This is a genomic window from Niveibacterium sp. COAC-50 (assembly GCF_013184235.1).
In the GTDB taxonomy this organism is placed as follows: Bacteria; Pseudomonadota; Gammaproteobacteria; order Burkholderiales; family Rhodocyclaceae; genus Niveibacterium; species Niveibacterium microcysteis.
The window spans coordinates 508,305-533,145 of sequence record NZ_JABCJM010000001.1 but is presented as its reverse complement, the minus strand read 5'-3'; the positions used below and the strand labels follow the sequence as shown (position 1 = coordinate 533,145).

At 65.6% G+C, this 24,841-nt stretch carries 22 protein-coding genes; 2 read left to right on the top strand and 20 right to left on the bottom strand.

Features of this window, described 5'->3' with window-relative positions:
• Nucleotides 1–44: 44 nt before the first annotated feature.
• The gene (locus tag HH302_RS02415; protein WP_172197686.1) at nucleotides 45–1,223 is read left to right on the top strand and encodes a triacylglycerol lipase; all 1,179 of its coding nucleotides are present in this window, start codon (nucleotides 45–47) and stop codon (nucleotides 1,221–1,223) included.
• A 27-nt stretch (nucleotides 1,224–1,250) separates the two neighbouring features.
• On the opposite strand, the gene HH302_RS02410 is transcribed toward HH302_RS02415, so the two are convergent.
• From HH302_RS02410 to HH302_RS02370, 9 genes are all read right to left on the bottom strand, one after another.
• Nucleotides 1,251–2,276, bottom strand: a complete 1,026-nt coding sequence (locus tag HH302_RS02410) for an SGNH/GDSL hydrolase family protein (protein WP_172197683.1) — start codon at nucleotides 2,274–2,276, stop codon at nucleotides 1,251–1,253.
• A gap of 230 nt (nucleotides 2,277–2,506) precedes the next feature.
• Nucleotides 2,507–3,568, bottom strand: coding sequence for a sulfate/molybdate ABC transporter ATP-binding protein (locus HH302_RS02405; protein ID WP_172197680.1), 1,062 nt, complete (start codon nucleotides 3,566–3,568; stop codon nucleotides 2,507–2,509).
• On the bottom strand, nucleotides 3,565–4,467 hold the full coding sequence (gene cysW, locus HH302_RS02400) for a sulfate ABC transporter permease subunit CysW (RefSeq protein WP_172197677.1): 903 nt from the start codon (nucleotides 4,465–4,467) through the stop codon (nucleotides 3,565–3,567). The genes HH302_RS02405 and cysW overlap by 4 nt, the downstream gene beginning before the upstream one ends.
• The gene (gene cysT / locus HH302_RS02395) at nucleotides 4,464–5,348 is read right to left on the bottom strand and encodes a sulfate ABC transporter permease subunit CysT (protein WP_172197674.1); all 885 of its coding nucleotides are present in this window, start codon (nucleotides 5,346–5,348) and stop codon (nucleotides 4,464–4,466) included. The genes cysW and cysT overlap by 4 nt, the downstream gene beginning before the upstream one ends.
• Before the next feature lie 39 nt (nucleotides 5,349–5,387).
• On the bottom strand, nucleotides 5,388–6,377 hold the full coding sequence (locus HH302_RS02390; RefSeq protein ID WP_172197671.1) for a sulfate ABC transporter substrate-binding protein: 990 nt from the start codon (nucleotides 6,375–6,377) through the stop codon (nucleotides 5,388–5,390).
• Nucleotides 6,378–6,524: 147 nt separating this feature from the next.
• The gene (locus HH302_RS02385; protein WP_172197668.1) at nucleotides 6,525–7,289 is read right to left on the bottom strand and encodes a type IV pili methyl-accepting chemotaxis transducer N-terminal domain-containing protein; all 765 of its coding nucleotides are present in this window, start codon (nucleotides 7,287–7,289) and stop codon (nucleotides 6,525–6,527) included.
• 10 nt (nucleotides 7,290–7,299) lie between these two features.
• Nucleotides 7,300–8,751, bottom strand: coding sequence for a metalloprotease TldD (gene tldD, locus HH302_RS02380; protein WP_172197665.1), 1,452 nt, complete (start codon nucleotides 8,749–8,751; stop codon nucleotides 7,300–7,302).
• Between the two features lie 10 nt (nucleotides 8,752–8,761).
• Complete coding sequence (locus HH302_RS02375) at nucleotides 8,762–9,535, bottom strand: carbon-nitrogen hydrolase family protein (protein ID WP_172200633.1); 774 nt, start codon at nucleotides 9,533–9,535, stop codon at nucleotides 8,762–8,764.
• A gap of 29 nt (nucleotides 9,536–9,564) precedes the next feature.
• Nucleotides 9,565–13,425 carry a YhdP family protein gene (locus HH302_RS02370; protein WP_172197662.1) on the bottom strand — a complete coding sequence of 1,287 codons (3,861 nt, stop codon included), beginning with the start codon at nucleotides 13,423–13,425 and terminating at the stop codon, nucleotides 9,565–9,567.
• Between the two features lie 136 nt (nucleotides 13,426–13,561).
• On the opposite strand from HH302_RS02370, the gene glnE reads away from it, so the two are divergent.
• Nucleotides 13,562–16,246 carry a bifunctional [glutamate--ammonia ligase]-adenylyl-L-tyrosine phosphorylase/[glutamate--ammonia-ligase] adenylyltransferase gene (gene glnE, locus HH302_RS02365; protein WP_172197659.1) on the top strand — a complete coding sequence of 895 codons (2,685 nt, stop codon included), beginning with the start codon at nucleotides 13,562–13,564 and terminating at the stop codon, nucleotides 16,244–16,246.
• Between the two features lie 45 nt (nucleotides 16,247–16,291).
• Here glnE and HH302_RS02360 read toward each other — a convergent pair whose 3' ends face one another.
• The 11 genes from HH302_RS02360 to HH302_RS02310 form a co-directional block, all read right to left on the bottom strand.
• Entirely contained in the window at nucleotides 16,292–16,726 is a 435-nt protein-coding gene (locus tag HH302_RS02360; RefSeq protein ID WP_172197656.1) for an excinuclease ATPase subunit, read from the bottom strand.
• 164 nt (nucleotides 16,727–16,890) lie between these two features.
• Nucleotides 16,891–17,364, bottom strand: a complete 474-nt coding sequence (locus HH302_RS02355) for a hypothetical protein (RefSeq protein ID WP_172197653.1) — start codon at nucleotides 17,362–17,364, stop codon at nucleotides 16,891–16,893.
• Nucleotides 17,361–18,413: a beta-ketoacyl synthase N-terminal-like domain-containing protein gene (locus HH302_RS02350; protein WP_172197650.1), complete on the bottom strand. Its 1,053-nt coding sequence runs from the start codon at nucleotides 18,411–18,413 to the stop codon at nucleotides 17,361–17,363. The genes HH302_RS02355 and HH302_RS02350 overlap by 4 nt, the downstream gene beginning before the upstream one ends.
• Entirely contained in the window at nucleotides 18,410–18,682 is a 273-nt protein-coding gene (locus tag HH302_RS02345) for a phosphopantetheine-binding protein (RefSeq protein WP_172197647.1), read from the bottom strand. Before HH302_RS02345 ends, HH302_RS02350 begins: the two co-directional genes overlap by 4 nt.
• 8 nt (nucleotides 18,683–18,690) lie before the next feature.
• Nucleotides 18,691–19,899, bottom strand: coding sequence for an ABC transporter permease (locus HH302_RS02340; protein WP_172197644.1), 1,209 nt, complete (start codon nucleotides 19,897–19,899; stop codon nucleotides 18,691–18,693).
• Nucleotides 19,896–20,810 (bottom strand): ABC transporter ATP-binding protein, encoded by a 915-nt coding sequence (locus tag HH302_RS02335; RefSeq protein ID WP_371814547.1) that lies wholly within the window; start codon nucleotides 20,808–20,810, stop codon nucleotides 19,896–19,898. The genes HH302_RS02340 and HH302_RS02335 overlap by 4 nt, the downstream gene beginning before the upstream one ends.
• Nucleotides 20,807–21,799, bottom strand: a complete 993-nt coding sequence (locus HH302_RS02330; protein WP_172197641.1) for a BtrH N-terminal domain-containing protein — start codon at nucleotides 21,797–21,799, stop codon at nucleotides 20,807–20,809. Before HH302_RS02330 ends, HH302_RS02335 begins: the two co-directional genes overlap by 4 nt.
• Complete coding sequence (locus HH302_RS02325) at nucleotides 21,796–22,197, bottom strand: hypothetical protein (protein WP_172197638.1); 402 nt, start codon at nucleotides 22,195–22,197, stop codon at nucleotides 21,796–21,798. The genes HH302_RS02330 and HH302_RS02325 overlap by 4 nt, the downstream gene beginning before the upstream one ends.
• A complete protein-coding gene (locus HH302_RS02320) occupies nucleotides 22,197–23,351 on the bottom strand; it encodes a beta-ketoacyl-ACP synthase III (RefSeq protein WP_172197635.1) in 1,155 nt (384 codons plus the stop codon). The genes HH302_RS02325 and HH302_RS02320 overlap by 1 nt, the downstream gene beginning before the upstream one ends.
• Entirely contained in the window at nucleotides 23,344–24,306 is a 963-nt protein-coding gene (locus tag HH302_RS02315; RefSeq protein WP_172197632.1) for an NAD(P)H-dependent oxidoreductase, read from the bottom strand. The genes HH302_RS02320 and HH302_RS02315 overlap by 8 nt, the downstream gene beginning before the upstream one ends.
• A gap of 38 nt (nucleotides 24,307–24,344) precedes the next feature.
• Nucleotides 24,345–24,818, bottom strand: a complete 474-nt coding sequence (locus HH302_RS02310; RefSeq protein ID WP_172197629.1) for a hypothetical protein — start codon at nucleotides 24,816–24,818, stop codon at nucleotides 24,345–24,347.
• Nucleotides 24,819–24,841: the final 23 nt, after the last annotated feature.

Here is a 24,841-nt window from a genome sequence, read left to right as displayed (position 1 = left end):
CTTTGATTCTCCTGTGCCTGAGCTGCACCGCTTGCATGCCACGGATGTTCAACGAATTGCAGCGCAACGTGCGGGACCTCGAAGCACTATCCGGCCTTTACGGCGAGGTCAGCGGCGTTGCAGGCGACGCCGCGCCGGTGATCGTCGCCGCGCTGGCCGGTGCTGAGGGCGATGAGTCGGTACTCAACTACGCCGAAGCGGGGGCGAATGGGCGTTACCTGTTGCGCGTTCAGGCGGGCAAGACCTATCGACTGGTGGCGTTCGCCGACCGCAACCGCAACCGGCGCCTCGATGCCGGCGAGCCGTTCGGCGCCCTCGATCACGCCGTTACGGCGCAGGGTGGTCGGAGCGTGGGGCGCCTCGATTTTTCGCTGGACAGCGCAGCACCCTTATCGCCCGCCGAGCGCGCCGCGCTCGCTGGCCTGGCGGAGGTGAAGCGTCAGGAGTTGCAGATCGCACTCGGTGATCAGGTGGATCTCGACGATCCGGCGTTCTCACCGGACGGGGGCAAGAAGGGCTTGTGGGCGCCGACCGACTTTCTCAGCGAAATAGGGGGCGGCGTTTACTTCCTGCAAGCCTTCGATCCGAAGAAGACACCAGTGCTGTTCGTACATGGCGCGGGCGGCAATCCGCGCGAGTTTGAATCACTCATCGCCGAACTCGATCGCAAGCGCTTTCAACCCTGGGTGTACTACTACCCCTCCGGGCTGCGCCTCGGCACCGTTGTACAAATGCTGGATGGCATCGTGACCAGCCTGCGCCGCGAATACGGCTTCGAGCAGCTTGTCGTGACCGCTCACAGCATGGGCGGGCTTGTCTCGATGAGCTATCTGAAACGGCTTGCGGCGCGGGGCGACGGGCGACAGGTGCCTCTGCTCGTCACACTCTCGACCCCGTGGCGTGGTCACGAAGCGGCCGAACTCGGTGTGAAGTACGCGCCGGTTGCGATCCCGTCATGGATCGATATGCAGGTCGATAGCGATTTTCAGCGTGCGCTCTTCAGCACCCCGATGCCTCCGACAACCCGCTTCGGCCTGTTCTTCGGCTATCACGGCGATTCTGGCGACGGCACGATCAGCCTCGCAAGCCAACTGCGCAGCGAGGCACAGACCGAGGCGCAACGCGTGCTGGGCTTTGATGAGACGCACACCTCGATCCTGCATGCGAGCGCGGTGAGGCAGGCGTGGCGCAGCCTGGTGGAAACGGCTGCGCCCCAACACTAAGCCACCGTTGGTGGCGCATCCGCCCGATCAGACGCGAGCCGCGCGCGATCGCCGAGTGAGCCCAAGCATCGCGACGCCAAGCAAACTCAGCGCCAGTGCCGGCGGTTCGGGCACCACGGCGTCGTAGAGACCATCGGCAATCAACTCATGCCCGCGCGTGGTCGGGTGCTGCGCATCCCAGAACAGGTAACTGCTCCAGTCCGCCGGATTGGCGGCACAAGCGGTGTATAGGCAAGCATCCGCGACGTCGCCCAGTCCCTCGTCCGCCGCGTTCGCAACGAGCTTGCCAAGAAAGCCGTAGGTATCGAAGCGGATGACACGGCCCGGCGCCGCGATATCAACCGAATCCAGCACGCCGTTCAACGCGGTGTTGAACATGCCGCTCAGCGCCGCGGACTGCGCCGCAACGGTCGGGCCGGCAGCGCGCGCAGACGGCGTCAGCCCGAGATTCGGCATCCCGGCGACAAGCACATGCTGCGCACCGCCAAGGATCAATTGCTGCGTGATGGTGCCAAGGTTGGTAACAGCTTCCGCGATCGCGGCGCCCAGCGTGGCCGGGGTTGCCAGCGGGCTGCTTGCCGCGGCGGACAAGTCGTTTGCGCCCCCCCACACCACGTACAGCGCGGTCGGGTCAATCGGCGTCGTGGAAGCGTAGCGATCGACCTGGGTACGCATGCCGGGCAGATCCGCCGCATCGATGATGCCCTTCAGGATCGGATCGCTCGTCAGCGCCGGATCATGCTTGGCAAGGTTATCGTAACCAGTCAGCGCGCCGCCGGTTGCATAGTCATGAACTTGCGAAGACGCGAGCCCCAGCCGGGAGGCGAGGTACTCCACGGCGACCTGCCCGTTGCTGAAGCGCCCGCTCGGGTAGACCGTCGCCGGCGGCAGGATGCCGCCCGTGGCTGCGGCGAAGTTTCCGTTGTCCGACAGCGAATCGCCGAACACCACCATCTGACTGAACAACGCCGAGGCGTGGGCAGGCATTGGCGCCGCCACGATAAGGGATGCTGCCGCGATCAAGGTCCGCAGCAGACCAGGTCTGCAAGTCATGACTCGTCTCCATCAACAAGGGGCCGCGGCTCAGGCTCGTTCAGCTGGTGGCTTCAGGGCTGCCGCAATGGAGAATGTAGACCTGCTACGACAGGCTTAAAGGCGACAGCGTCGTGTTTTCGCGACGCGCCGTGACGTGCTTATCGGATAATGCCGAATGCATTAATCGAAATTTAACGCAAACGGCCGCCTCCGACTCTGCCGCCTGGTTTCGTTCACACGGCGGGAGATCAGATCACCCAGTCGGGCACCCAACGACGCGGCTCACTGCCCGCTGCGTCAAATACCGTGACGCTCTTTGGCAACAGCCATACCGCATCGCCGCTCGACAAGCCGAGTTGCAGATGGCGCTCACGCGACAGTTCAACCTCGATCACTTCGGATTGATGAGTGAGCTCGACACGCACCGCCGGGCCGATCGCCTGCACATGCGCCACTTCGGCCGCAAGCGCCCCCGCCACGGCTTCGCGCAGGATCTCGATATCGTGCGGGCGCACGAAGGCGGTTGCCTGCGAATTCGAATCGCGCGCCACCTCGGCCCAGGGGCCATGCAGGCGGCTATGGAAGACGTTCACGTTGCCAAGGAACTGGTAGACGAAGGGCGTCGCGGGATTCGAGTAAACCTCGTCCGGCGAGCCTACCTGTTCGATCCGCCCCTGGTTCATCACGACCACGCGATCGGCGACTTCCAGCGCCTCTTCCTGATCGTGCGTGACGAACACGCTGGAGATGTGCATTTCGTCGTGCAAACGGCGCAGCCAGCGGCGCAACTCCTTGCGTACCTGCGTGTCAAGTGCGCCAAAGGGCTCGTCGAGCAGCAGCACGCGCGGCTCTACCGCCAGCGCACGTGCCAGTGCGATGCGCTGACGCTGACCGCCAGACAATTGACTGGGGTAGCGCTCGGCAAGCCAGTCAAGCTGCACCAGCTTGAGCAGATCGATCACTTTCTCGCGGATCTTCGCTTCCGAGGGGCGCTCACTGCGCGGCTTCACACGCAGGCCGAAGGCGACGTTCTCGAACACCGTCATATGACGGAACAGCGCGTAGTGCTGGAACACGAAGCCGACCTGCCGCTCGCGCGTATGCAGGTGCGTGGCCTCCTCACCCGAAAAGGTGATCTGGCCCGAATCGGCGACCTCCATACCGGCGATGATGCGCAGCAACGTGGTCTTGCCGCAGCCCGACGGCCCCAGCAGCGCCACCAGTTCCCCGGTGGGGATCTCTAGCGAGATGTTGTCGAGCGCTACAAAGCTGCCGAAGCGCTTGCCGATGTTGCGAATGCCGATACTCATGAGGGGTTCCCGTTGATGCGCAGGTCGCTGGCGGCGGCGCCGCGCTCCGGAGGCAATGCCGCCGACAGCACTTCTGTTTCGCGTCGCATGCGCCACTCGACGAAGGTCTTGGCCGCAAGGGTGACGAGCGCCAACAGGGCAAGGATGCTCGCCGCCGCAAACGCACCGATTGCGTTGTATTCGTTGTAGAGAATCTCGACGTGCAACGGCAGCGTGTTCGTCTCGCCACGGATATGGCCAGACACCACACTCACCGCGCCAAACTCGCCCATCGCCCGCGCGTTGGCGAGGATCACGCCGTACAGCAAGCCCCATTTGATGTTGGGCAGCGTCACGCGCCAGAACATCTGCCAGCCGGAAGCGCCGAGCGACACCGCGGCCTCCTCCTCGTCGCGCCCCTGTGCCTGCATCAGCGGGATCAGCTCGCGCGCGATATAGGGCACGCTGATGAAGAGCGTGGCGATCACCATGCCGGGTACGGCGAAGATGATCTTGATGTCGTGCGCAGCAAGCCACGGCCCAAACCAACCTTGCGCACCGAAGATCAGGATGAACAGCAAGCCCGCGACCACCGGGCTCACCGCAAACGGCAGATCGATCAGCGTGGTAAGCAGGCTCTTGCCGCGGAAGTCGAACTTCGCAATCGCCCACGCGGCCGCAACGCCGAAGGCAATGTTCAGCGGCAGCACCATCAGCGCGATCGCAATCGTCAGCCCGGCCGCCTTGCGCGTATCCGGATCTTGCAGCGCTTCGAGATAGGCCAGCCACCCTTTCGCCAGCGCTTCGCTGAACACCGCAGCGAGTGGCAACACAAGAAACAGGAACAGGAAGACAAAGGCGACGCCGCAGAGCAGCCAGCGCACGCCGCGGGATTCGGTGTTCGCGATTCTGTTGCTCATGCTGCGGCCCCTTCTATACGCGCACCCGGCGCCGCCGCTTCCACGGGCGTACGCCCGGTGTGCCGGTTTGCGGCCCACCACTGCAGCAGGTTGATCGACAGCAACAGCACAAACGAGATCACCAACATCACCACCGCCAGCACCGTCGCGCCGACTAGGTCGTACTGTTCGAGCTTGGAGATGATCAACAGCGGCGTGATCTCGGAGACCATCGGCATGTTGCCGGCGATGAAGATCACCGAGCCGTACTCGCCAACGGCACGCGAAAACGCCAACGCAAACCCGGTAAGCCAGGCAGGAAAAAGCTGGGGCAGCACCACGCGCCACAGCGTCTGCGCGCGACTTGCACCAAGCGTCGCGGCTGCCTCCTCGATCTCGGGCTCGATGTCCTCGATCACCGGTTGCAGCGTACGTACGACGAAGGGCAGCGTCACAAAGGTCAGCGCCACCATGATGCCCAGCGGTGTAAAGGCCACCTTGATACCGAACGGTTCGATCAGGCGGCCAATCCACCCGTTGCCCGCGTACAGCGTGGTCAGCGTGATACCGGCCACCGCTGTCGGCAGCGCGAAAGGAAGGTCCACCAGCGCGTCGACAAAGCGCTTGCCGGGAAAGGGATAGCGCACCAGAACCCAAGCCACGATCAGCCCGAACACGGCGTTGATCAGTGCCGCAACGAGCGATGCGCCGAAGGTCACACGATAGGCCGCAAGGGCGCGTTCGTTGGTCGCCACGGCCCAGAAGTCGGCCGGGCTCAGCGCGCTGCTCTTGGCGATCAGGGCACCCAGCGGTATCAGCACCAGCAGCGATAGATAGGTGATGGCGTAGCCGAGCGAGAGCCGAAAGCCCGGCAAAACATTGTGAGCGAGTCTGCTGGTCATGAAGCGCCTTGGGGCCGCTGGCAGCGGCCCCGCGTCAGGTTATTTGTTGACGTACAGCTGGTCGAAGCTGCCACCGTCCTTGAAGTGCGTCGCCGCCGCCTTGCTCCAGCCACCGAATACCTCATCCACCGTGAAGGTTTTGATCGCCGGAAACTGCGCCGCGTACTTCTTCAGCACCGCCGGGTCGCGCGGGCGCAGGTAGTTCTGTGCGGCATTCTCCTGGCCTGCGGGCGACCAGAGGTATTCGAGGTAAGCCTGCGCCTGCTTGCGCGTGTTGCGCTTATCCACGGTCTTCTCGACCAGCGCAACCGGGAACTCCGCGAGGATCGATTCACTCGGGTACACCACCTCGAACTCGCCACGGCCGAATTCGCGGGCAATCAGCTCGGCTTCGGATTCGAACGTGATCAGCACGTCGCCGAGCTTGCGCTGCATGAAGGTCGTCGTCGCATCGCGACCGCCCGATGCAAACAGCGGCGCATTGCGCAGCAGCGCCGCCACGAAACCTTTCGCACTCGCCTCGGTGGCACCCGGCTGGCGTTGCGCCCAACCCCAGGCCGCGAGGTAGCTGTAGCGACCATTCCCGGTGTTCTTCGGGTGCGGCAGGATCACGCTGATGCCGCTCTTGGCCAGGTCGGGCCAGTTGCGCAACTGCTTCGGATTGCCCTTGCGCACGATGAACACCATCGTCGAGGTGTAAGGCGAGGCGTTGTTCGGGAACTTCTTGGCCCAGTCGGCCGCTACCAGCCCCTTGTCGGCGAGGAACTGGATGTCGGTGGCCTGGTTCATCGTCACGACGTCGGCTTCCAACCCATCGGCCACGGCGCGCACCTGCTTCGTCGAACCCGCGTGGGACTGCTTGAGCACCAGCACTTCGCCGGTCTTGGTTTTCCACGCTGCGGCGAAGAGCGGGTTGTAGTCCTTGTAGAAATCGCGGGCCACGTCGTAGGACACGTTCAGCAGCGAAGTCTGCGCCTGGGCCCCGAATGCGGCCAGCGCGAGCGCGGCAGCGAAAAGCGTGCGTTTCATTGTTGGAATCGTCCAGCGATGCAATGCCCGCATTTTCCGCGAACGCTTTAGATCGACAAACCACGAAAACTGTATTTCAAAAGAGGAAATTCGAATAACGAGCGCCGCACCACCGCAGCGCGCGTGGCACGGCAGCCAGGAACGGGCTCAGGCGAGGTGACCGCAGAAGCTGTCGAGGAGTTCGCGCTCGCGTTCGGCGAGATTGGCTGCTTGCGTGGTCGCCTTCAGGTCCTCCTTGGTGGCAAGCGCCTGATCCAGGAACGCCCACTGCTGGCGTGCGAGTTGAAGATCGCCCTTCGCCGCGTCCGGCAAGCCAGTGTCCGCGTTGAGCGAATCAAGGCGGGCGGAAAACGTCTTGCGCATCTGATCCAGTTGCAGCGACGCGTCGGGCGCTGCCTGACTCCACTGGCGCATCAGCGCGATGCGGGCCATGCGCTGGGTCAGCATGCGTGCCTCGCTCGCATCCGCAACGCGACGCGCTTCGTCACCCGCCTGCGCCTTGGCAAGTTGATTGACGAGCTTCATGCCCTGCTCACCCAGGTCCTGCGCCAGCGACGCGACGCGGCGCACGCCTTCCGGCGCGGGTTTCGCGCCCCAGGCCATGCGGTACACCCGCCAGCGCTGTTCGATCAGCAGCATCTGCTCACCATGCACGCTGCGCCCGAGGGCGGCGAACAGTTGATCGAACGCGCGGGTCGAATCCTGCAGATGCAGACCGGCGCGCTGAAGGTCGATACCCACGCCCATCTGCATCCAGTACTTGCCGATCCGCTCGGCATGCATCGCGAGTTGCCCCGCCTGGTTGATCAACACGCGTGGTGACACCTGCGGCGCGGCCTTCTTCGGGGCGGCAACGAGCGGTCCTGAGACAAGCGAGGCAAAGCCCAGCAGCACAAGCTCACGTCTACGCATCAAAGCCTCCTTACGCGGTACCGCCAACCGTCAGGCCATCGAGCCGGATCGTCGGCTGGCCGACGCCGACCGGGACGCTCTGCCCTTCCTTGCCGCAGGTGCCGACGCCCGGATCCAACGCAAGGTCATTCCCGATCATCGAAACCCGTGTCAGCGCGTCAGGGCCGTTGCCGATCAGCGTCGCCCCTTTCACCGGATAGGCCAGTTTGCCGTTCTCGATCATCCACGCCTCGGCAGCAGAGAAGACGAACTTGCCTGAGGTGATGTCGACCTGCCCGCCACCGAAATTGACCGCGTAGAGGCCGCGCTCGACCGACGCAATGATCTCCTGCGGATCATGCTGGCCAGCCAGCATGATGGTGTTGGTCATACGCGGCAACGGCAGGTGCGAAAACGATTCGCGGCGACCATTGCCGGTGGGTGCCACGCCCATCAGCCGCGCGTTGGTCATGTCCTGCATGTAGCCGGTGAGGATGCCATCCTCGATCAGTACGGTGCGTTGCGTGGGGTTGCCCTCGTCGTCGACCGTCAGCGATCCGCGACGGCCCGGCAGGGTGCCGTCATCCACCACGGTGACGCCCTTCGCAGCGACGCGCTCACCAATGCGGCCAGCAAAGGCCGAGCTGCCCTTGCGGTTGAAGTCGCCCTCGAGGCCATGGCCGATCGCCTCGTGCAGCAGGATGCCTGGCCAGCCGTTGCCCAGCACCACGGTCATCATGCCGGCCGGCGCGGGCCGTGCGGCAAGGTTGGTACTGGCTTGGTGCACCGCTTTCTGCGCGAAATCGCGCAGCACTTCGTCGGTGAAGGCGGCGTAATCGTGACGGCCGCCGCCGCCGGCCGAACCCTGCTCACGGCGCCCGCCCTCTTCCATGATCACCACTACCGACAGCCGGGACAGCGGCCGCACATCGGCCGCCATGTGGCCATCAGCGCGGGCCACCATGACCACTTCCCAGGTTGCCGCGAGCGAGGCCATCACCTGAGTCACGCGCGGGTCGAGGCCGCGTGCGATCTGCTCGATGCGTTCAAGGAGGCGCACCTTCTCGGCATCCGGCAGGGAACCGATCGGATCGTGCGCCGGGTACAGCGCAGGCCGCTGTTTTGCGGCGCGCACCGGCACCACCGCGGTTGCACCCGCCGCAGCGATCGCGCGCGTGGTCTTCGCCGCCGCTTCCAGTGCTGCGGCGCTGATGTCGTCCGAATAGGCGAAGGCCGTCTTCTCGCCGCTCACCGCACGCACGCCAACACCTTGCTCGATGTTGAAGGAGCCGGACTTGACGATGCCCTCCTCCAGGCTCCAGCCCTCGGCGCGCTGGTATTGGAAGTACAGGTCGGCATAGTCGAGGCGATGTGCCATCAGCGTGCCAAAGCATCGCTCGATCGAAGCCAGGTTCAAGCGCCCCGGTGCCAGCAGCAGGCGCTCGGCGGTATCCATTGCGCGCTCGGTTGTCGTAGTCGTCATGTTGTTCCAGTCAAAGTCGGCGGTGCTGCAGGGCCGGCAGGCTCTCGCGCAGCGTACGCTGATGTTCGGTGTCGATGTCGCCCAGCACCACGCCGGCGCCGCGCGGCAGGTGCGCGAGCACCGTGCCCCAAGGGTCGATCAGCATGCTGTCGCCCCAGGTGCGACGGCCACCAGGGTGCTCACCCCCTTGCGCGCTCGCCAGCACGTAGCACAGGTTTTCAACGGCCCGTGCGCGCAGCAGCACTTCCCAGTGCGCGCGGCCGGTGGTTTCGGTGAATGCAGCGGGCAGCACGATCAGTGCCAGATCGCCCATTGCACGGAATAGTTCAGGGAATCGCAGGTCGTAGCAGACCGAGAGCCCGACGCGGCCAAACGGGGCATCGAAGGTGACGACCTCGGCGCCAGCCTCAATCGTGCGCGACTCATCATAGACTTCCGCACCCTTGCGGAAGCCGAACAGATGCAGCTTGTCGTAACGCGCGACGCGGTGTCCGGTGTCGTCGTACACCAGGATCGCGTTACGCACCTTGTCGTCCGCTTCAGCGGTGAGCGGGATCGTGCCGCCGACGAGCCACACCCGATGCCGTACGGCGGTCTCGGCCAGAAAGCGTTGCAACGGGCCATCGCCATCGGGCTCGCGCAGCGCGAGCTTGGCCGTTTCGTCCGGCGAGATCAGCGCAAAGTACTCGGGCAACACCACCAGCTGCGCCCCACCCGCAGCAGCGTCGGCAATCAGCCGCTCAGCCTCCTGCAGGTTTGCCGCAACGTCGGGGCCCGACACCATTTGCACCGCGGCCACACGGTATGCCTTGCTCACTGCTCACCTCCGTTGTTGTCCCAATGTGCGGCGCCGCCCGAGAGCTTGCGCACCCGCGGTTCGTCCCAGCTGCCGTCCACGGCGTACTCGTAGGTAAAGATCTTCTCGATCGGGTCGCGCAAGACCTTCTGAGCAAGATACGCCACCAGGCCGACCGCCGGGTTGAGCGTGCCGATCGCCGGCCCCAGCGCGGCCCCGAGCGCAACGGTTTCCGACAGCGTTGGCTGTACCTGAACCTGCAGCCGCTGAGTCTCCGCGCTCAGGTCCACACTACCGCGCATCGACACCTGCGCCGCGGGCCCGCGGATCGAGAGGTCTTCGGTCCGCATCACGCCATGGCTGATTTTCATGCTACCGGAAACGCTGTCGAAGGCGAATCCTTCGGAAAACACGTCGCGGAAGTCCAGCGTGGCGCGGCGCGGCAGCGCCTGCAGGCTGAACACGCCGAGCAGACGCCCCATGCCAGGATCGATCTTGCTGAACTGACCCGATGAGGCCTTGATATCGAAGCCACCGGACAGCGAGGCGAGCTGCGGTGCCTCCGGCGCCCCTTGCCAGTCGAGGAAGCCTTTGGCGCTCACCTCACCCCGGCGCAGCAAGCCCGCATGGCCCAGCCGGCCCAGCAATGCACCGGCATCGTGTGCATCCAGTTCGAAGCGCACCCGCGTATGGCCATCGATGTAGGCACCGGTCATCGCCACCTTGCCGTCGTCGTTGCTCAACAGCAGTTCATCGAGCAACCAATCGTTCCCATCCGGCGTGCCGCGGAGGGTCAGCGCGCCCAGTTCGCGGGCGGCATGTGCAAACGACGCCACCTTGATGTCCAGCCGCGGCATCTGCCGCTCGCCACCGTTCACCTGCTCAACCAGCGGCAATGTGCGGCGCTGCGCGGGCAACAGCGCAAGGCGCGAAAGCCGCGCCTGCACACGCCCTGCACCCGCCATGTCGATAGAAACGTCGCCTTCGGCTGCCGGGCCCTTCAACTGCCCCTGCCACAGCGTACCGGTACGCTGGGCAGTGAAGCCCTGATCGTGGAAGCGCAGTCCCTTGAGCACCAAATCGCCGGCACGCACGTCGATGCTGTCGAAAGGCGGCGCACCCTCGTCATAGCCAGAACGCCCGATCGCGCTGCGCCACGCGTCGAGGTCAAGGCGATCGAGTCGCGCACGCAGCGCCAGCCCGTGCGCCGGAAGGCTGGCCTCGGCGCCGCCAAGTGCCAGCACACCTTGCTCGATCTGCAAACCCTCGAGGCGATCGAAGAGTTCGAACCTGACCCGCGCACGCCCGGCCAATCCGCCCTCCACCTGCTGCCGACCCTGCTGCCCGCTACCCGACCAGCGCCAGTCCAGATGAATCGGCTGCACCTGGCTGGCGGGTTTGTTGAACGGTTCGGGCAGGCTGGATGCCACGCCCAGCAAGCTGGTGTCGAGCGCAAGGCTGACATCGTGTTCGCGCGTTACGACGCGCGCCGTGACCGGCGTTTCCCCCGCGAGGTGATCCCATACCGGTGAAGGGAACTGGCTCGCCAGATGCCGCACCGCGACGCTGCCGCGCGCCTCGATCTCGATGGCCCCATCGCGCCGGGTATCACCGCGCACCTTGACTGGCGTACCGAGGAACAACCCGCTCGCCTCGGGAATCGCAAAACGCGACTCGGTGAAGCTGAAGCGCCCGGTGGCGGACGAGAGTTCCGGCAAGCCCGGCAGCAGACGCAGCCGGTTGTCGGCAAACCGGAATTCGCCCTCGGTCGTGGTCTTCACTGCATCGGCCAGGGGCACGGCGAGGTGCAAACTCAGCGCACCATCGCCCACCGCCTCGACGCCGCGCGTGAAATAGCCGACGCTCGCGGCGATGGGGCTGGCGTTGAGAAACTGCAGAAACTCCCGCGTCGGGCCGGCGGCATGGCCATCCACCACCAGATGCCCCTGGTTCAGGTCGGCGACCACCGCCTTCACCTTCGATACGTTTGCGCCGAACACCTTGCCGCGATCAGCGTCGATTTCCATCCGTGCGCGATTGAAGTGCAGCGAGCCGTCGATGTCGTCGATTGCGGGCCAGGCCGGTGCGTAGGCAAGCCTTGAACCGCGCACACGCGCGTCGACGGTGAAGGCGCCCTTCGGATCGTCGGTGAACGGGAAATGCGCCAGATCGCCGCGCAACACTAGTCGCGCGTCCTCCGCCACACCACCGGTGATCGCATCGCGCAGCCAGTGCCGCACGTCGGCGGCCACCACCAGAGGCATGTAGCGCCACACGGCGCGGCCGTCGGCGCGGCTCAGCTGGGCGGTGATGTCGATCTCGCCGGGCCCGGTGCCGCGCGTGCGCCACACACCACTTGCGCTGCCCGCCGCATCGGCGTTGCTGAAGCGGCCATCGGTCAGGCGCACGCTGGCTTCGCCTTTGCGCAGCGTCCAGTCGCCAACAAAAGCGGCTTCGTCGATCGGGATCTCGCCTTGCTCGAACACCGCTGGCAGCGCGATCTCGCCCTTGGCGACGCTGAGGTCGTAGCGCCCGCCGCGCTCATTCGCCTCCAGCGAGCCCGACCAACCGTCGCCGCCAGGCCAGAGGCCGTGTGGCGCAAGCCCGAGCCCCTTGAAGCGAGTGGCAACCCGATACTGCGCCGGCACGCCGTCTTCACCGGTCCAGGCAAGCTTGATCTGCTCGAACACGCCGTGCGGCGCGAGCACTTGCAAGCGGTCGCGCCACGCAGAAGGCAACGGCAGGTGCGCGGCCATGGCCGCCAGGGCGCCCACATCCAGCTGGGTTGCAGAAAACTCGCCATGCGCCGGCTTGCCGCCTTCGGCCGCGCTGCGCTCCAGATGGAAGCTGGCCGGGGCAAGCGCCTGCCCCGCACCGGTATGAAGCGCCAATTCGCGCCCGCCAATTAGCCAGGTGCCACCCCGCCGCGCCGCTTCGACATGGCCGGTCAGGCGGCGCAGCGAGAGCGCGCCGAGCCGGTCGCCGAACAGCAGTTTTACATCACGCAACGCAAGCTCGCTGACGGCTGCGACCGGCGCCCCGGCCTCCAGCGTCAGCCAGAGCCGCGTGCCGCCAACGCCGCTTGCCACTCGCATCGGCCAGTCGAACCACGGGTGCCAGGCAGCGAAATCGGCACGATCGACGCTTGCATAGAGCTGGCCGGACCAATGGTCCGCCGTGCTGCCACGCTCACCTTCCAGCCGACCGCGCAGGTCGATCGGCGAGGCCAACGCTGTCGGCGGCTGGGCCGTCAGGCCGAATCGGTGCTCGCGGCCATCGTTTTCAAGGCGCAGGTTCAGCTGCGTCATCGCCAGCGGGGGCGCGCCGCGTTTCAGATCCACCCAGGTCAGCCGGGCCCCGCGAATCACGATGCTCGGCTGAGCGAAGACCCATTCGCTCAGCGCGTTGTGATCGGCCCCGCGAGTAGCAGGCAAGCCCTGCAAATGCACGGCGCCGTCGGTATCGCGCTGCAGGCTCAGCACCGGCCGATCGACGGTCAGCTGATTCAGGCGCACCGCGCCAACGAAGAGCGAACGCCACGACAAGGAAGCATCAACCGACGCGAGCCGAAGCGCTTCGGCGCCGTTGGCGTCGTGCAGCCGCAGGTCGTGCAGGCGCAGACGCGGGCGCAGGCCATCCCAATCGGCGTCGAGGCGTGCGAGTTTGACCGGCAGTCCAATCGCCAGTGACAGGCGCTGCTCGACCTGCGGGCGCCACTCACCTACGCGCGGCAGTACGGCATAGCGCAGAGCCAGCAGCGCAAGGCCGGCGATGAAGAAGGCCGCCACGGCCAGCCGCACGGCCACGCGCACCCATGGGGTCTGCGCGCCAGCCGGGGCATAGCGGGAAAGCTGAAAGCGGAAATACGAAGGCAGCATCAGGGGCGGCGAATACAATCGAGGTACAGACGCACCCCACTCTGGCCTGTTCCGCGCCGCCACACCGGCTCCGCTTCGAACAGGCTATTGCACCGATGCGAACCCGAATTCTATTGGAAACCCGACCCGAGGCCCCATGGAAACCGTCGGCACACTGACTGAACGGCTTGCGCCTGCACTCGCCGCGAGCCGCTACCTGCAACGCGAGCTTGGCGCGCGCCCCTGGCTGGCGCCCTTGCTGGAGGCATCAATCGACGCACCGATGGGCGCCGAGGCGATGCGCGACTTCCTCGCCCGCGAGGCGCCCGACGAGGCGCAGCTCAAACGTGGCCTGCGCCGCCTGCGCACCTGGGTGATCTGCCACACCGCGGCGCGCGACCTGCTGGGCCTCGCCCCGCTCGCAGAAGTCACCGAGACGATGACGCGGCTCGCCGAGGTCTGCATCGCGCATGCGCACGACCAGCTCCACACCGGGCTCGCCGAGCGCCACGGCGCGCCGGCCTGCGCCGACGGCACGCCAATGCGCATGGTGATCATCGGCATGGGCAAGCTGGGCGGACGCGAGCTGAACGTATCGTCCGACATCGACCTGATCTTCGCCTACCCGGAAGACGGCGACACCACCGGCCCGCGGCCGTTGTCGCACTTCGACTTCTTCACCCGCCTCGGGCGCCAGATCATCGCTGCGATCGGCGAAGTCACCGAAGACGGCTTCGTGTTCCGTGTGGACATGCGCCTGCGCCCGAACGGTGACTCGGGCCCGCTGGTATCGAGCTTCGACGCGCTTGAGCACTACTTCATCGCACAAGGCCGTGAGTGGGAACGTTTTGCGTGGATCAAGGCACGCCCGCTGTGCGGTGAGCGGCTGGATGAGCTGGCCGACATCGTGCGCCCCTTCGTGTTCCGCAAGTACCTTGACTTCGGCGCAATCAACGCGATGCGCGCGCTGCATGCGCAGATCCGGGCACAAGTCGCGCGGCGCGAAATGGCGACCAACATCAAGCTCGGGCCGGGCGGCATCCGCGAAATCGAATTCACTGCGCAGGTGTTCCAGATCATCCGCGGCGGCCGCGACGCAGGGCTGCAGATCAAGCCGACGATGCAGGTGCTCGAAGCGCTCGCCGACCGCGGCGTGCTCGACTATGGCGCCGTTACCGCGATGGGCGATGCCTATGTCTTCCTGCGCCGGCTCGAACACCGGCTGCAATACCTCGATGACGCACAGACGCACGACCTGCCGGCGACGCCGGAAGACCGCGCGCGCATCGCGATCGCCATGGGCTTTGCGGACGAAGCCGCCATGGCGGCGGAGCTGGAGCATCACCGTACAGTCGTCAGCGCCAGCTTCCAGGCCGCCTGCGGCGACCCGAACGAAGCCGACCACGCGCTCGATGAACTGTGGGATGCGACAATCACGCCGGAACATGTCGCGAACCGCTTCGAGGCGATGCAGTTCCGCAATCCGACCGCAGCGGCCGACCGCCTCGCGCAGATGCGCGAAGGCCACCGCTACCGCCAACTGCCGGAAAGCATCCGCGGCCGCGTCGACGCGCTGATCCCGCGCATCATCGAAGGCTGTGCTGCACAACCGAATCCGGACGACACGCTGGCGCGCATCCTCACGCTGCTCGATGCCATCAACCGCCGCGGCGCCTACCTCGCGCTACTGCAGCAGTACCCGCAAGCCCTGCGTCGCCTGATCGAGCTGATGTCCGCATCGAGCTGGGCGGCGGACTACCTGACCACGCACCCGATCTTGCTCGACGAACTGCTCGACGCACGCCAGCTGGAAGAAGCACCGGACTGGCCCGCCTTCGCCCACCACCTGCGCGAACAGCTTGACGCAGCCGAACCGGATATCGAACGGCAGATGGATCTGATGCGCGAGCAGCACCATGCGCAGGTGTTCCGCATCCTGCACCAGGACATTGCCGGCAAATGGGAGGTGGAAGCGATCGGCGATCACCTCTCGGCGCTGGCCGATGTGGTGCTGGAGGAAACGCTGCGCCAGTGCTGGCGCAAGCTCAAGCAACGCCATCGCGAGACGCCGCGCTTTGCGGTGATCGGCTACGGCAAGCTCGGCGGCAAGGAGCTCGGCTATGCATCTGATCTGGACATCGTGTTCCTCTACGACGACGAAGATCCGTCCGCCTCCGAGAACTATGCCCGCCTCGCACAGCGCCTGCTGACCTGGCTATCTGCACGCACCTCAGCGGGCACCCTGTTCGATACCGACACACGCCTGCGCCCCAACGGCGAATCGGGCCTGCTGGTCAGCGGCATCGATGCGTTCCGCAAGTACCAGGACGAATCGGCGTGGCTATGGGAACACCAGGCGCTGACACGGGCCCGTTTTGTCGCCGGCGATGCCGAAGTCGGTGCCAAGTTCGAACGCACCCGCGAAGAACTGCTGCGCCGCCCGCGCGACCTCACAAAACTGGCGGAAGAAGTGATCGCGATGCGGCGCAAGATGCTCGACCAACACGCAAGTCGCGACGCGAGCTTCAAGGTCAAGGACGACACCGGCGGCCTCATCGACTTCGAGTTCATCATCCAGTATCTCGTGCTGGGCCACGCCCACGCGCATCCGAAACTGGTTGCCAACCTCGGCAACATCGCGCTCGCGCGGATCTCAGGGGAACTCGGTCTGGTCGACGCCGCCCATGCCAAAGCAGCGGCTGACGCCTATCGCACCCTGCGCCGCATGCAACACCGGCTGCGGCTCAACGGAGAGAAAGCACGACTACCGGAGGGCGCGGCCGAAGCCGAGCGTGAGGCAATCCGTACCTTGTGGATGGACGTATTCGGGCGGCCAGCCTGAGGCGTTACAGCGCGGGCGGCGCATTGCACGCCGCCCGAACAGCGCTTACTTCAGCTTCACGTAGCGGCCACGCAGCGCAACACCGGCCATCAGGCCGCCCGCATGGCATTCGAACTCGGTGTCGCTGACGAAGGGCTCTTTCTTGTAGTAGCTCTCGATGTCCACGACCGCGTCGGCGCCGAGTTTCTTCGCCTTCTCTTGCAGCTTGATCATCGCGGACAGGAAGGTCCAGTAACAGGCTTCCTCGTCGCTCTTGTTGAAGGCGTTGGTCTTGGTGTTGGCGACATCGTCACCGAGACTCTTGTCGACCTTGCCGTACTTCTGCTTGCCGAAATAGAACTTCACGCCGTCGTTCAGCTTGGCCTGCGCATCCGCGCGGTTCATCGCGTCCTGGATCGGCAGGTGCAGTTCGGTATCGCGTGCGCAGACCGGCGCGGCAAGGCTCACGGCCATCGCGGCCAGCAACAGTTGTCGTTTCATCGTTTTCCTTTCCATGCGGGAAGCCGTGCTCCCCTTGTTCCAGATTCTTGCGCGCACGCCGAGGCAAAGTGCAAATGGCATACCGCAGCCCGGCAAGCTTATAAGTCCCTGCCCGTCGATGTGGCGCGGCAATCTTTCGCACTGTGTCGCGAGTGCACAGCGATTCAGGTGGCGTCGAATGCGAACAAAGTCCAATCCGATCGCCCCGCATCGCTATCTACCCAACCCGCCAGCACCGACTCGACGCCGTCCAACGCCCAGTGGTCCGCCAACCGTGCGGCAAAGTCCCAGAAATCGTCGTCGGCCAGCATGCAGGTTGTTCGGATGATCTGTGGCCACTGCGCCGCCATCACCGACAAGCTGATCGCGGGCTGCGATTGCATGAAACCGAACGGCATCGTGGGTGCGCCAGCAAGTACATCGTTCAGCACGCCGAGCGTCTCGTTCACCGGCCCCAACGCACTCCCCAGGATCAAGCCGACCGGACCCGCGGGCACTTCAATCGACAACGCGCCGGCCAGCGCGAGTTCAGTCCAGCCCCCCAAGCGGCGCGGCACGGCCCCAAGCCGGGCCCGCAGACAGGCGCGAGCACCCGCCTCGTCGAAGGTATTGCAGCTTTGTTGGACGACGCGACTCATACCCGGTGCTCCAGCACGCCAGCCCATACCTGACCACCAAAACCCATCGCCAGCACGAGCGCCGGACGACCGTCCCAGCGCCGCGCTGTGGTAGATGGCGCGATGCCCAGAGCAGGGTCCGCGGCGTCAAAGCCCATCGTTGCCGGCACCCAGCCTTGGTCAAGGCAAGCCGTCAGCAACGCGATCTCTGCCGGGCCACTAGCGCCGAGGGTGTGGCCTATCAGGCCTTTCAACGACACACAGGGCGGCACCTCGCCAAACACGGCCCGCAGCCCGGCTGCCTCGGCGGGCTCGGTCATCGGGCTGCCCGCGCCATGCAGCTTGACGACACCAATATCAGCCGGGGCTCGGCCGGCGCGGCGCAGCGCCAAGCGAATCGCAGCTGCCACCGGTTCACCGGATGCATCGGCCGACGTTGGCCCGCTTCGGTCCAGCGCCGAGCCGCTCCCGCTCAGATGCCAGCCGGCGCCTTCGCCTGCATCGCAATCCAGTACGCCAATCGCCTCGCCGAGCATCAAGCCATCACGCTGTCGATCGAATGGCTTGCAGGGCGTCGACGAGAGTAGCTGCATGGCAGCGAAGCCCTGCCGCGTGAACGCATTGTCCAGTTCCAGTCCGATCACGCGCACCTGCCGGGCGCGACCTGTAGCCAACTCCACCTGCGCGGCGTCGAGCGCGGCAAGGCCCGACACGCAAGCCACAGAAAAGCAACGCGGCGCGGCACTGATGCCCAGGCGATGGGCAATGCCCGCCGCGAAAGTCGGCGGCGACTCGGCCAGCACACCAACGCGCTCGGCGCGCTCGGCGCCCCCAATCTGCCAGGACGAGGAACCGATATTGAGCAAAGCATCCGCCGGCGCCGGCAACGCCTGGGCAAGCAGATCCAGGGCGCGGTGAAGGCGATGGGCCCACTCACCTGCGAGCGGTATCGCTGCAAACGGGCGCCCTTCGCGCGACGCCAGCGCGCGTTCGCCCGCCCATGCGCAGTGCACCGCGTCGGCGAGACTCACGCCTGCTGCCGAAACGAGCGCCCGGGCGGTGATCCTCATGTCAGGCGCGGAGCCTTGTCCTGCAGGTAGTCTGCAAGCGATGCCACACTCGCGAGAATGCGCCGCGTCTCCTTGCTATCGGTCAGCCGAACCCCATAGCGCTTCTGCAGCGCCATCGAAAGCTGCAGCGCATCGAGCGAATCGAGCGCCAGGCGCGCCTGCGGGCCGAAGAGCGGTTCGTCATCGCTCAAGGCTTCCGGCGGCAAGTCCTTCTCGCAGGTGTCGACGATCAGGCGCTTGAGCGCCACGGTCAGTTCATTCGTACTCATGGTTGTGTTCAGGCCGTCGCGCGCGAACGTTGCAGCGCCCACGCAGCGAGAATCAAACAGGCTGCACCGAAGCCCAGCAAGGCAAGCATCGGCAGTGCGAGATCGGCGAGCGGCGCATCGCGCAACAACACCGCATGAAAAGCATCCAGCGCCCAGGCCATCGGCGAGACTTGCGTGAGGGGCTGCATCGCGGCGGGCATGATGAAGCGTGGCACCATCACGCCGCCGATCGCGGCCATCAGGATGTTACCCACGCCGCCGATGACCGTGGCCTGCTCAGAGGTACGGGCGATCGACGCGACGAGGAAGGCCCAACCGATCGCAGCCGCCGACACTGAGACCGACACCAGCGCCAGCGCCGCCAGCCCACCCGCTCCCGGCAACTGCAGGGCCTCGCCGCCAAGCGCAGGCACCAGGCTGGCCCCAACCGCGAACATCAGACACGCCTGCAGCAGATTGAGCAGCACGAAAGGTGGCAATTTGCCGGCGATCAGCAAGGCCGGTGACGCCCCCATCGCACGAAGGCGCAGCAGGGTGCCGAACTGCCGCTCGGCGATGAAGACCGGTGCGAGCGGAATCACGACGAAGAACAGGCCAAAGATCAGCCATGCCGGCACGCTCTGCTGCACCGCGCTCGGCTTCAGGCTGCGGCCGTCGGCGCGCTGCATCAAGGGCAGTGCCACGGAATCCATCGGCACCGGCAACGGCACCCCCATCAGCGCCTGCACACGGCGCGACATCTCGCTCGCCTGCACCTGGCCGAGCACGGCGGCCACCTGCTGACGCATCGCCTGCTGCGCCACCACAGCCACCGCCGGATCTACCAGAATCTGAACCTTCGCCGCTGCCGCACCGGGCTCGGGGCCCAGGATCGCGGTACCGACACCAGCTTGCAGCACAACCGCGAACGCCGCGTCGCCCCGCCCCACGGCGCGCCGCGCATCCGCCAGCGACACCTCGCGGGCCTCATCAAACCCGGACACCGAACGCCGCATGGCGGCCACCAAGGCGCGCGCAGCGGGGCTCTCGTCCTGCTGCACCAGCAGGCTGCGCGGCTTGAGCGCTGCCGGATCAAATGCGTCGCGCAAGGCGAAGGACATGATCAGGATGAACACTGCCGGCATCACGAAGAGCGCCGCCAGCGCATGGGGATCGCGCAGCAGCGCAAGCGCCTCCTTGCGCCACAGGGCGAGCAGGCGGACTAACAAACGGCTCATGCGTCGTCCCTCAGCGCGCGCTGGGTCAGTTGGAGGAACACATCCTCCAGCGTGGCGCGGCCACACTGCACGCTGCGCAGCGGCACGTTGTGGCGACGCAGCGCGTCAAGCACGCCGCCGAGTTCCTCGGGGGCGCCGAGCGTCAGCGACCAGGTTTGCGGGCCGATCACGTTGAGGGCATAGCGCACTTGCCATTCCTGCGCCAGCGGCGCCGGCAGTGGGCCGCCAAGCGCAATGCGAGCGTGCGTGCCCGCCTTCGCGCATACGGAATCCAGTGTGCCTTCGGCCAAGACGCGCCCGTGGTCGAGAATCGCGACGCGATCCGCGACCGCTTCGATTTCTTCCATGTAGTGGCTGGTGTAAATCACGCCCCGCCCCTCGTTGCGCAATGCGCGCACCGTATCGAGCAGGAAGGCACGCGATTGCGGGTCGACGCCGGCGGTCGGCTCGTCAAGCAGCAAGACAGCCGGATCGCCGAGCAGCCCGAGCGCGAGGTTCAAACGTCGCTTCATGCCGCCCGAGAGCGTCCGTGCAGGCCGGTCGACAAAGGCTGCAAGCTGGCCGTAGGCGATCGCACGTTCGACGCGTGCGGCGCATTCGGCGCCACGCACCCCGAGCACGCCAGCAAACACCGCGAGGTTTTCGCGCGCGCTGAGCATCGGGTAGAAAGCGAAATCCTGCGGCACCCAGGCGACGCGACCGGCAGAGTCCAATGCCGCGTCACGTCGCACGCACCCCGTGGTCGGCATGATCACGCCCGCCAGCAGAGCGATCAGGGTCGATTTGCCCGCGCCGTTCGGCCCGAGCAGCCCGAGCACCTCGCCAGCGGATATGCGCAGCGACACCGAATCGAGCGCCACGCTGGCGGCCTTCGGATAGCGAAAGCTGAGCGCCTCGGCGGCGAGTATCACAGGCTGCGCTCCAGCGCCTGAAAGAACGCCTTCTCCCGATGGCCCATCGCGTCCAGCGCATCGGCCAGTCGGGCGGGGTTGAGCGGTTCGCGGTCGCGGCACATCCGCGCGGCGGTCAGCGCGAACTCACGCCACGCGTCGCCGATCTCGATCAGTTGTTGCGCATGTTCGGCAAAGACCGGGCGGCCTAACAGCTCGGCCGCCTCCTGCAGGAATGCGGCCTCGATGAACCGGAAACCCGCGCCGCCGGTACCGATCTCTTCCTGCATGCGCACGATATGGCCAACGAAGAGCTTGCTCGCACGTGCATCCTCCATCGACAGTCGGCGCACGGCACGCGCGAGTCGATGGATACCGCGTACGCCGATCAACGGCAGCGGGGTCTTGAGCATGATGCGACAGGTGCGACGCATCGCAGCGGGCAGTGCCGCGTTCCAGTCTGGCAGCTGCGCCGGGGTCTCCGCGTAATAAAGCAGGCCCTTTGGTGCCAGCACGCCACGCGCAAAGCGCGCGCGCTCCAGCGCGTCGGCCTCGCAGACCACCGGCTCCTCGAAGACCGGATCGCTGATCCGGTAACCATCCTGTTCGCGGCCGAACACGAGCAGGTTGTGCGCATTGAAATGGAAACGCAGATCCTGCGGAAAGTACGGCAGCCAGAATACCGAGGTCTGCAAGCCGACGACATGCCCGGCATCGAGCAACCGATCGAGGCGTTCGCGCCCGGCTTTCGGCGAACGGAATGTCTCAAAGCGGATCTTCCAGCCCAGCGGTTTGCGCAGGCCGCGCAGAATCGACTTGGGTGGCATGCGGTAGGCGATCAGCGGCAGGCCGTTGAGCTTGACGAAGGGCAGGTAGGCAAACGACAGCGCGGACGACAGCCCGAAAGCCATCGGCTCGGACATCTGGACACCACTATGACGCACCAACGCCGACACGACGCCGCTTTCGCAGTGACTTGCTTGCCGGTGCTCGAACGCGGGGGTACTCATAGGTCCTCCACACGGCGAAGCGCATCGACGCTGCAGCCGAGCACCGCAGCGTAGCGCTGCAGCACGTGTGGCGACAAACGCGCAAACACGTCCGGCCGGAAATGGCGACGGATTCGCCAGCGCCATACGCCGGATGTTTGTGCGAGCAGATCGAGGTCCATGCGCGCACGATACATGTGGTATTCCAGCGGTGACGCCAGGCCGGCCACGGCGCGCGCGCGCGCATCCTCGGCAAGGCGCTGGAGTTCGTCCACTGCCTGCAGGTTGACGATTTCCTCCGCCTCCCAGCCGGTCGAGGCAACCACATGCAAGCGACCGTCAGCGCCCTGCGCATAAACGGCCTTGCGATGGCCGGCGAGCACGCGCCCGCTGTCTTGCGGAACCTGTTCGTCGCGCATCACACCACCGTCAGATGGAAATAGCCGCTGGAGAAGCGCCCACTCTCTGGCACCGCGCACAGGATGCGGTGACCAGGCTCCACCCGCCCGCTCTTGAGCAGGCCATCGAGCATGATGTAGATCGAAGCGGCACCGGTGTTGCCGCATTCCGAAAGGTTGGTGTACCAGCGCGACTGCGGAATCTCGAAGCCCACGTCACGCAACCCTTGCGCGATGCCGTCGCGGAAGAACTCGGACGACATGTGGGGCAAGAACCAGTCGATGTCTGCCGCACGCAGGCGACGACGTTCAATCACGCGGGGAAACGGTCGCCGCAGCGTGTGTTCGATGATGTTGTCGTTGAGCAGGCGGACGTCCTGCTTCACCGCCATCACCGAATCCCGGTCGCGCGTAGCGGGATCGTAGGCGAGCCAGCCGTGGAAGTTGCCCGCCTCGTCCTTGTCGCCACCGGCGTACATGCAAACCGGCAACTCGTGGGCTGCGGACGACAGCTCCATCCAGTCGATACGCAGGTTAAGCCCGCCCGCTCGTGGCGAACGCTCCACCAACATCGCCCCGGCACCATCAGACAGCATCCAGCGCAGGAAGTCCTTCTCGAAGGCGATCTCTGGCCGCGCTTCCAGTTCAGCGACCCGCGCATCGCGCTCTGGCGCGAAATTGCGGCCGCGCATCATCATCGATGCGACTTCGCTACCAGTCGAAACGGCATGCTCGGCTTGGCCGGAGATCACCGCCATCCAGGCATATTTCAAGGCGGAAGTGCCCGCCAGGCAGATGCCAGCAGTCGCCACGACTTCGCAGGCCGGGATACCCAATTCGCCGTGCACCATCACCGCGTGATTGGGCATCAGCTGGTCGGGCAGCGAGGTGCCACATGCCAGGCAGTCGATCGTCGCCGGATCGAAGTCGGCCGACGCCAGTGCGCGCACCGCAGCCGCCGTGAGCTGCGCATTGCTCTGGCGCGGCTCGCCGGTCGCCGGATCGAGTACATAGTGGCGCGAGCGGATGCCGTTGCTGCGCAGCACAACACGGCGCGCGCGCGAACGATCCGGGCCGACACGGCCGAGCACATCTTCCATGTGCTCGTTGTCAATGGGCGCATTGGGCAGCACGCTGGCAATGCGGGTGATGTACGCGTAAGACGGTTCAGACATGAGACTGGATACGCTCAGTGCCGCTGCCGGACGGCGCCTCGAATTCAGCACGGATGCGTTCGAAGCGTTTGCGCAGCAGCGGCGCGAGCAAAGATTGCAGTGCCAGGCTCAGCGGCACGATCGTGACGATGGCCAACACCAGATAGGTTACGAATAAGAACAGCACCGGGCGCCGGCGACGCTGCCCTGCCTTGCCCGCTGCGCGAACGATGCGCGACCACACCGAGAAAGCGCGGGCGCCAGCGCGTTCGGACAGCGCGAGGCGTGGCTCGACCTTGACTGCGCCCAGACCCGTCAGCAAAGGCGAAGCGCCCTGCTCGCGATCCTCGCTTAGCGCCACACAGAGGGCTTTGCCAAATCGCTCAGTCGCTTTGATCTCTGCATCGGACACCCCCGCGGCCGGCATGCCCCACAAAGGATCACGGCACCCGGTAAGCAGCCAGCGTGGCGTAGTAATGAAGGTGGCGAGTGTCGGACCCTGATCGACCAGTACCACGTGATCAATGACGCGTGCGCCTATCGCCTCAAGTCGCGTGCGCAGCTTCTGCCATGCCGACATCCACATGTTACGGCAAGCGGCAACGGCCACCACGGGCTTCCCGGCGAGAAGTCGTTGCGCTTGGGGGCTCTCCAGAAAGGCAGTGACCGGCAGCGATGGCGACAGAAACCAGACCTGATAACCCAGCACGATCAGGTCGTAGTCGTCGGCCAGCGCCGGAATAGTGCGAAGCGGCGGCGCATCCTGTTGCACCGACTCCGGGAATGCGTCGAGAAATTCCCAGAAGCCCCACGGGAAAGGGTATCGATCGAACCCGTCGAGCCGCCAGCGATCAACTTCGACCGCGCCACTGCAACGAAGCGGGTCAATGATGCGGTCGAGGATCCGGTCGAGCTGGCCGCTTTGCGACCCACCTACGACGAGGACACGCTTCGTGCCCGAACCCGGCGCGCGCACGGGACGTAGAGGTTGATGCGCATGCGCGCCCGCGCTGATCACAGTTCGTCGGCGTCGGCCGGCTCGGCTTGCGTGGACTGGATTCCAAGACCCTTGTTGATCTCAGCCATCAAACCGCGCACCCAGCGGATGTACGTGGGATGAATCACCTCGCCCTGTTCCGCCTTGCGATAGTTCAGGTTCACGCTGGAGAGATATTCCACACGGTAGGATTTCGCGTCGTACGTAATCGCCACCTCAGCGGCATGGCGACTGCGCACATCCACTGCAAGGACGACACGCCCTGGCTGCTCCGACTTCAAGACCCACGTCTTGGCGGCACCGCCTCTTACGATCGCGTCACGGACTTCAATCTCGGTCCAAGCTTTCCCTGCAGTGGCCGGAATCACCACTGCCGGCGGATTGACAAGCGGAGTACTCCGTCCGGCAAGCGCAGGGGTTGCAAATACGGCCAGCGTTGCAACAGTCAACGCCAAGCACAAGGCGCGCGAGATCGAGGGAAACAGTTTCATATGTGAAGTTCCTGAAGTTTCTG

Coding starts and splice junctions, on each gene's coding strand:
- HH302_RS02415 (WP_172197686.1), top strand. CDS start 45: ATGTTCAACGAATTGCAGCGCAACGTGCGGGACCTCGAAGCACTATCC.
- HH302_RS02410 (WP_172197683.1), bottom strand. CDS start 2,276: ATGACTTGCAGACCTGGTCTGCTGCGGACCTTGATCGCGGCAGCATCC.
- HH302_RS02405 (WP_172197680.1), bottom strand. CDS start 3,568: ATGAGTATCGGCATTCGCAACATCGGCAAGCGCTTCGGCAGCTTTGTA.
- cysW (WP_172197677.1), bottom strand. CDS start 4,467: ATGAGCAACAGAATCGCGAACACCGAATCCCGCGGCGTGCGCTGGCTG.
- cysT (WP_172197674.1), bottom strand. CDS start 5,348: ATGACCAGCAGACTCGCTCACAATGTTTTGCCGGGCTTTCGGCTCTCG.
- HH302_RS02390 (WP_172197671.1), bottom strand. CDS start 6,377: ATGAAACGCACGCTTTTCGCTGCCGCGCTCGCGCTGGCCGCATTCGGG.
- HH302_RS02385 (WP_172197668.1), bottom strand. CDS start 7,289: ATGCGTAGACGTGAGCTTGTGCTGCTGGGCTTTGCCTCGCTTGTCTCA.
- tldD (WP_172197665.1), bottom strand. CDS start 8,751: ATGACGACTACGACAACCGAGCGCGCAATGGATACCGCCGAGCGCCTG.
- HH302_RS02375 (WP_172200633.1), bottom strand. CDS start 9,535: ATGGTGTCGGGCCCCGACGTTGCGGCAAACCTGCAGGAGGCTGAGCGG.
- HH302_RS02370 (WP_172197662.1), bottom strand. CDS start 13,425: ATGCTGCCTTCGTATTTCCGCTTTCAGCTTTCCCGCTATGCCCCGGCT.
- glnE (WP_172197659.1), top strand. CDS start 13,562: ATGGAAACCGTCGGCACACTGACTGAACGGCTTGCGCCTGCACTCGCC.
- HH302_RS02360 (WP_172197656.1), bottom strand. CDS start 16,726: ATGAAACGACAACTGTTGCTGGCCGCGATGGCCGTGAGCCTTGCCGCG.
- HH302_RS02355 (WP_172197653.1), bottom strand. CDS start 17,364: ATGAGTCGCGTCGTCCAACAAAGCTGCAATACCTTCGACGAGGCGGGT.
- HH302_RS02350 (WP_172197650.1), bottom strand. CDS start 18,413: ATGAGGATCACCGCCCGGGCGCTCGTTTCGGCAGCAGGCGTGAGTCTC.
- HH302_RS02345 (WP_172197647.1), bottom strand. CDS start 18,682: ATGAGTACGAATGAACTGACCGTGGCGCTCAAGCGCCTGATCGTCGAC.
- HH302_RS02340 (WP_172197644.1), bottom strand. CDS start 19,899: ATGAGCCGTTTGTTAGTCCGCCTGCTCGCCCTGTGGCGCAAGGAGGCG.
- HH302_RS02330 (WP_172197641.1), bottom strand. CDS start 21,799: ATGAGTACCCCCGCGTTCGAGCACCGGCAAGCAAGTCACTGCGAAAGC.
- HH302_RS02325 (WP_172197638.1), bottom strand. CDS start 22,197: ATGCGCGACGAACAGGTTCCGCAAGACAGCGGGCGCGTGCTCGCCGGC.
- HH302_RS02320 (WP_172197635.1), bottom strand. CDS start 23,351: ATGTCTGAACCGTCTTACGCGTACATCACCCGCATTGCCAGCGTGCTG.
- HH302_RS02310 (WP_172197629.1), bottom strand. CDS start 24,818: ATGAAACTGTTTCCCTCGATCTCGCGCGCCTTGTGCTTGGCGTTGACT.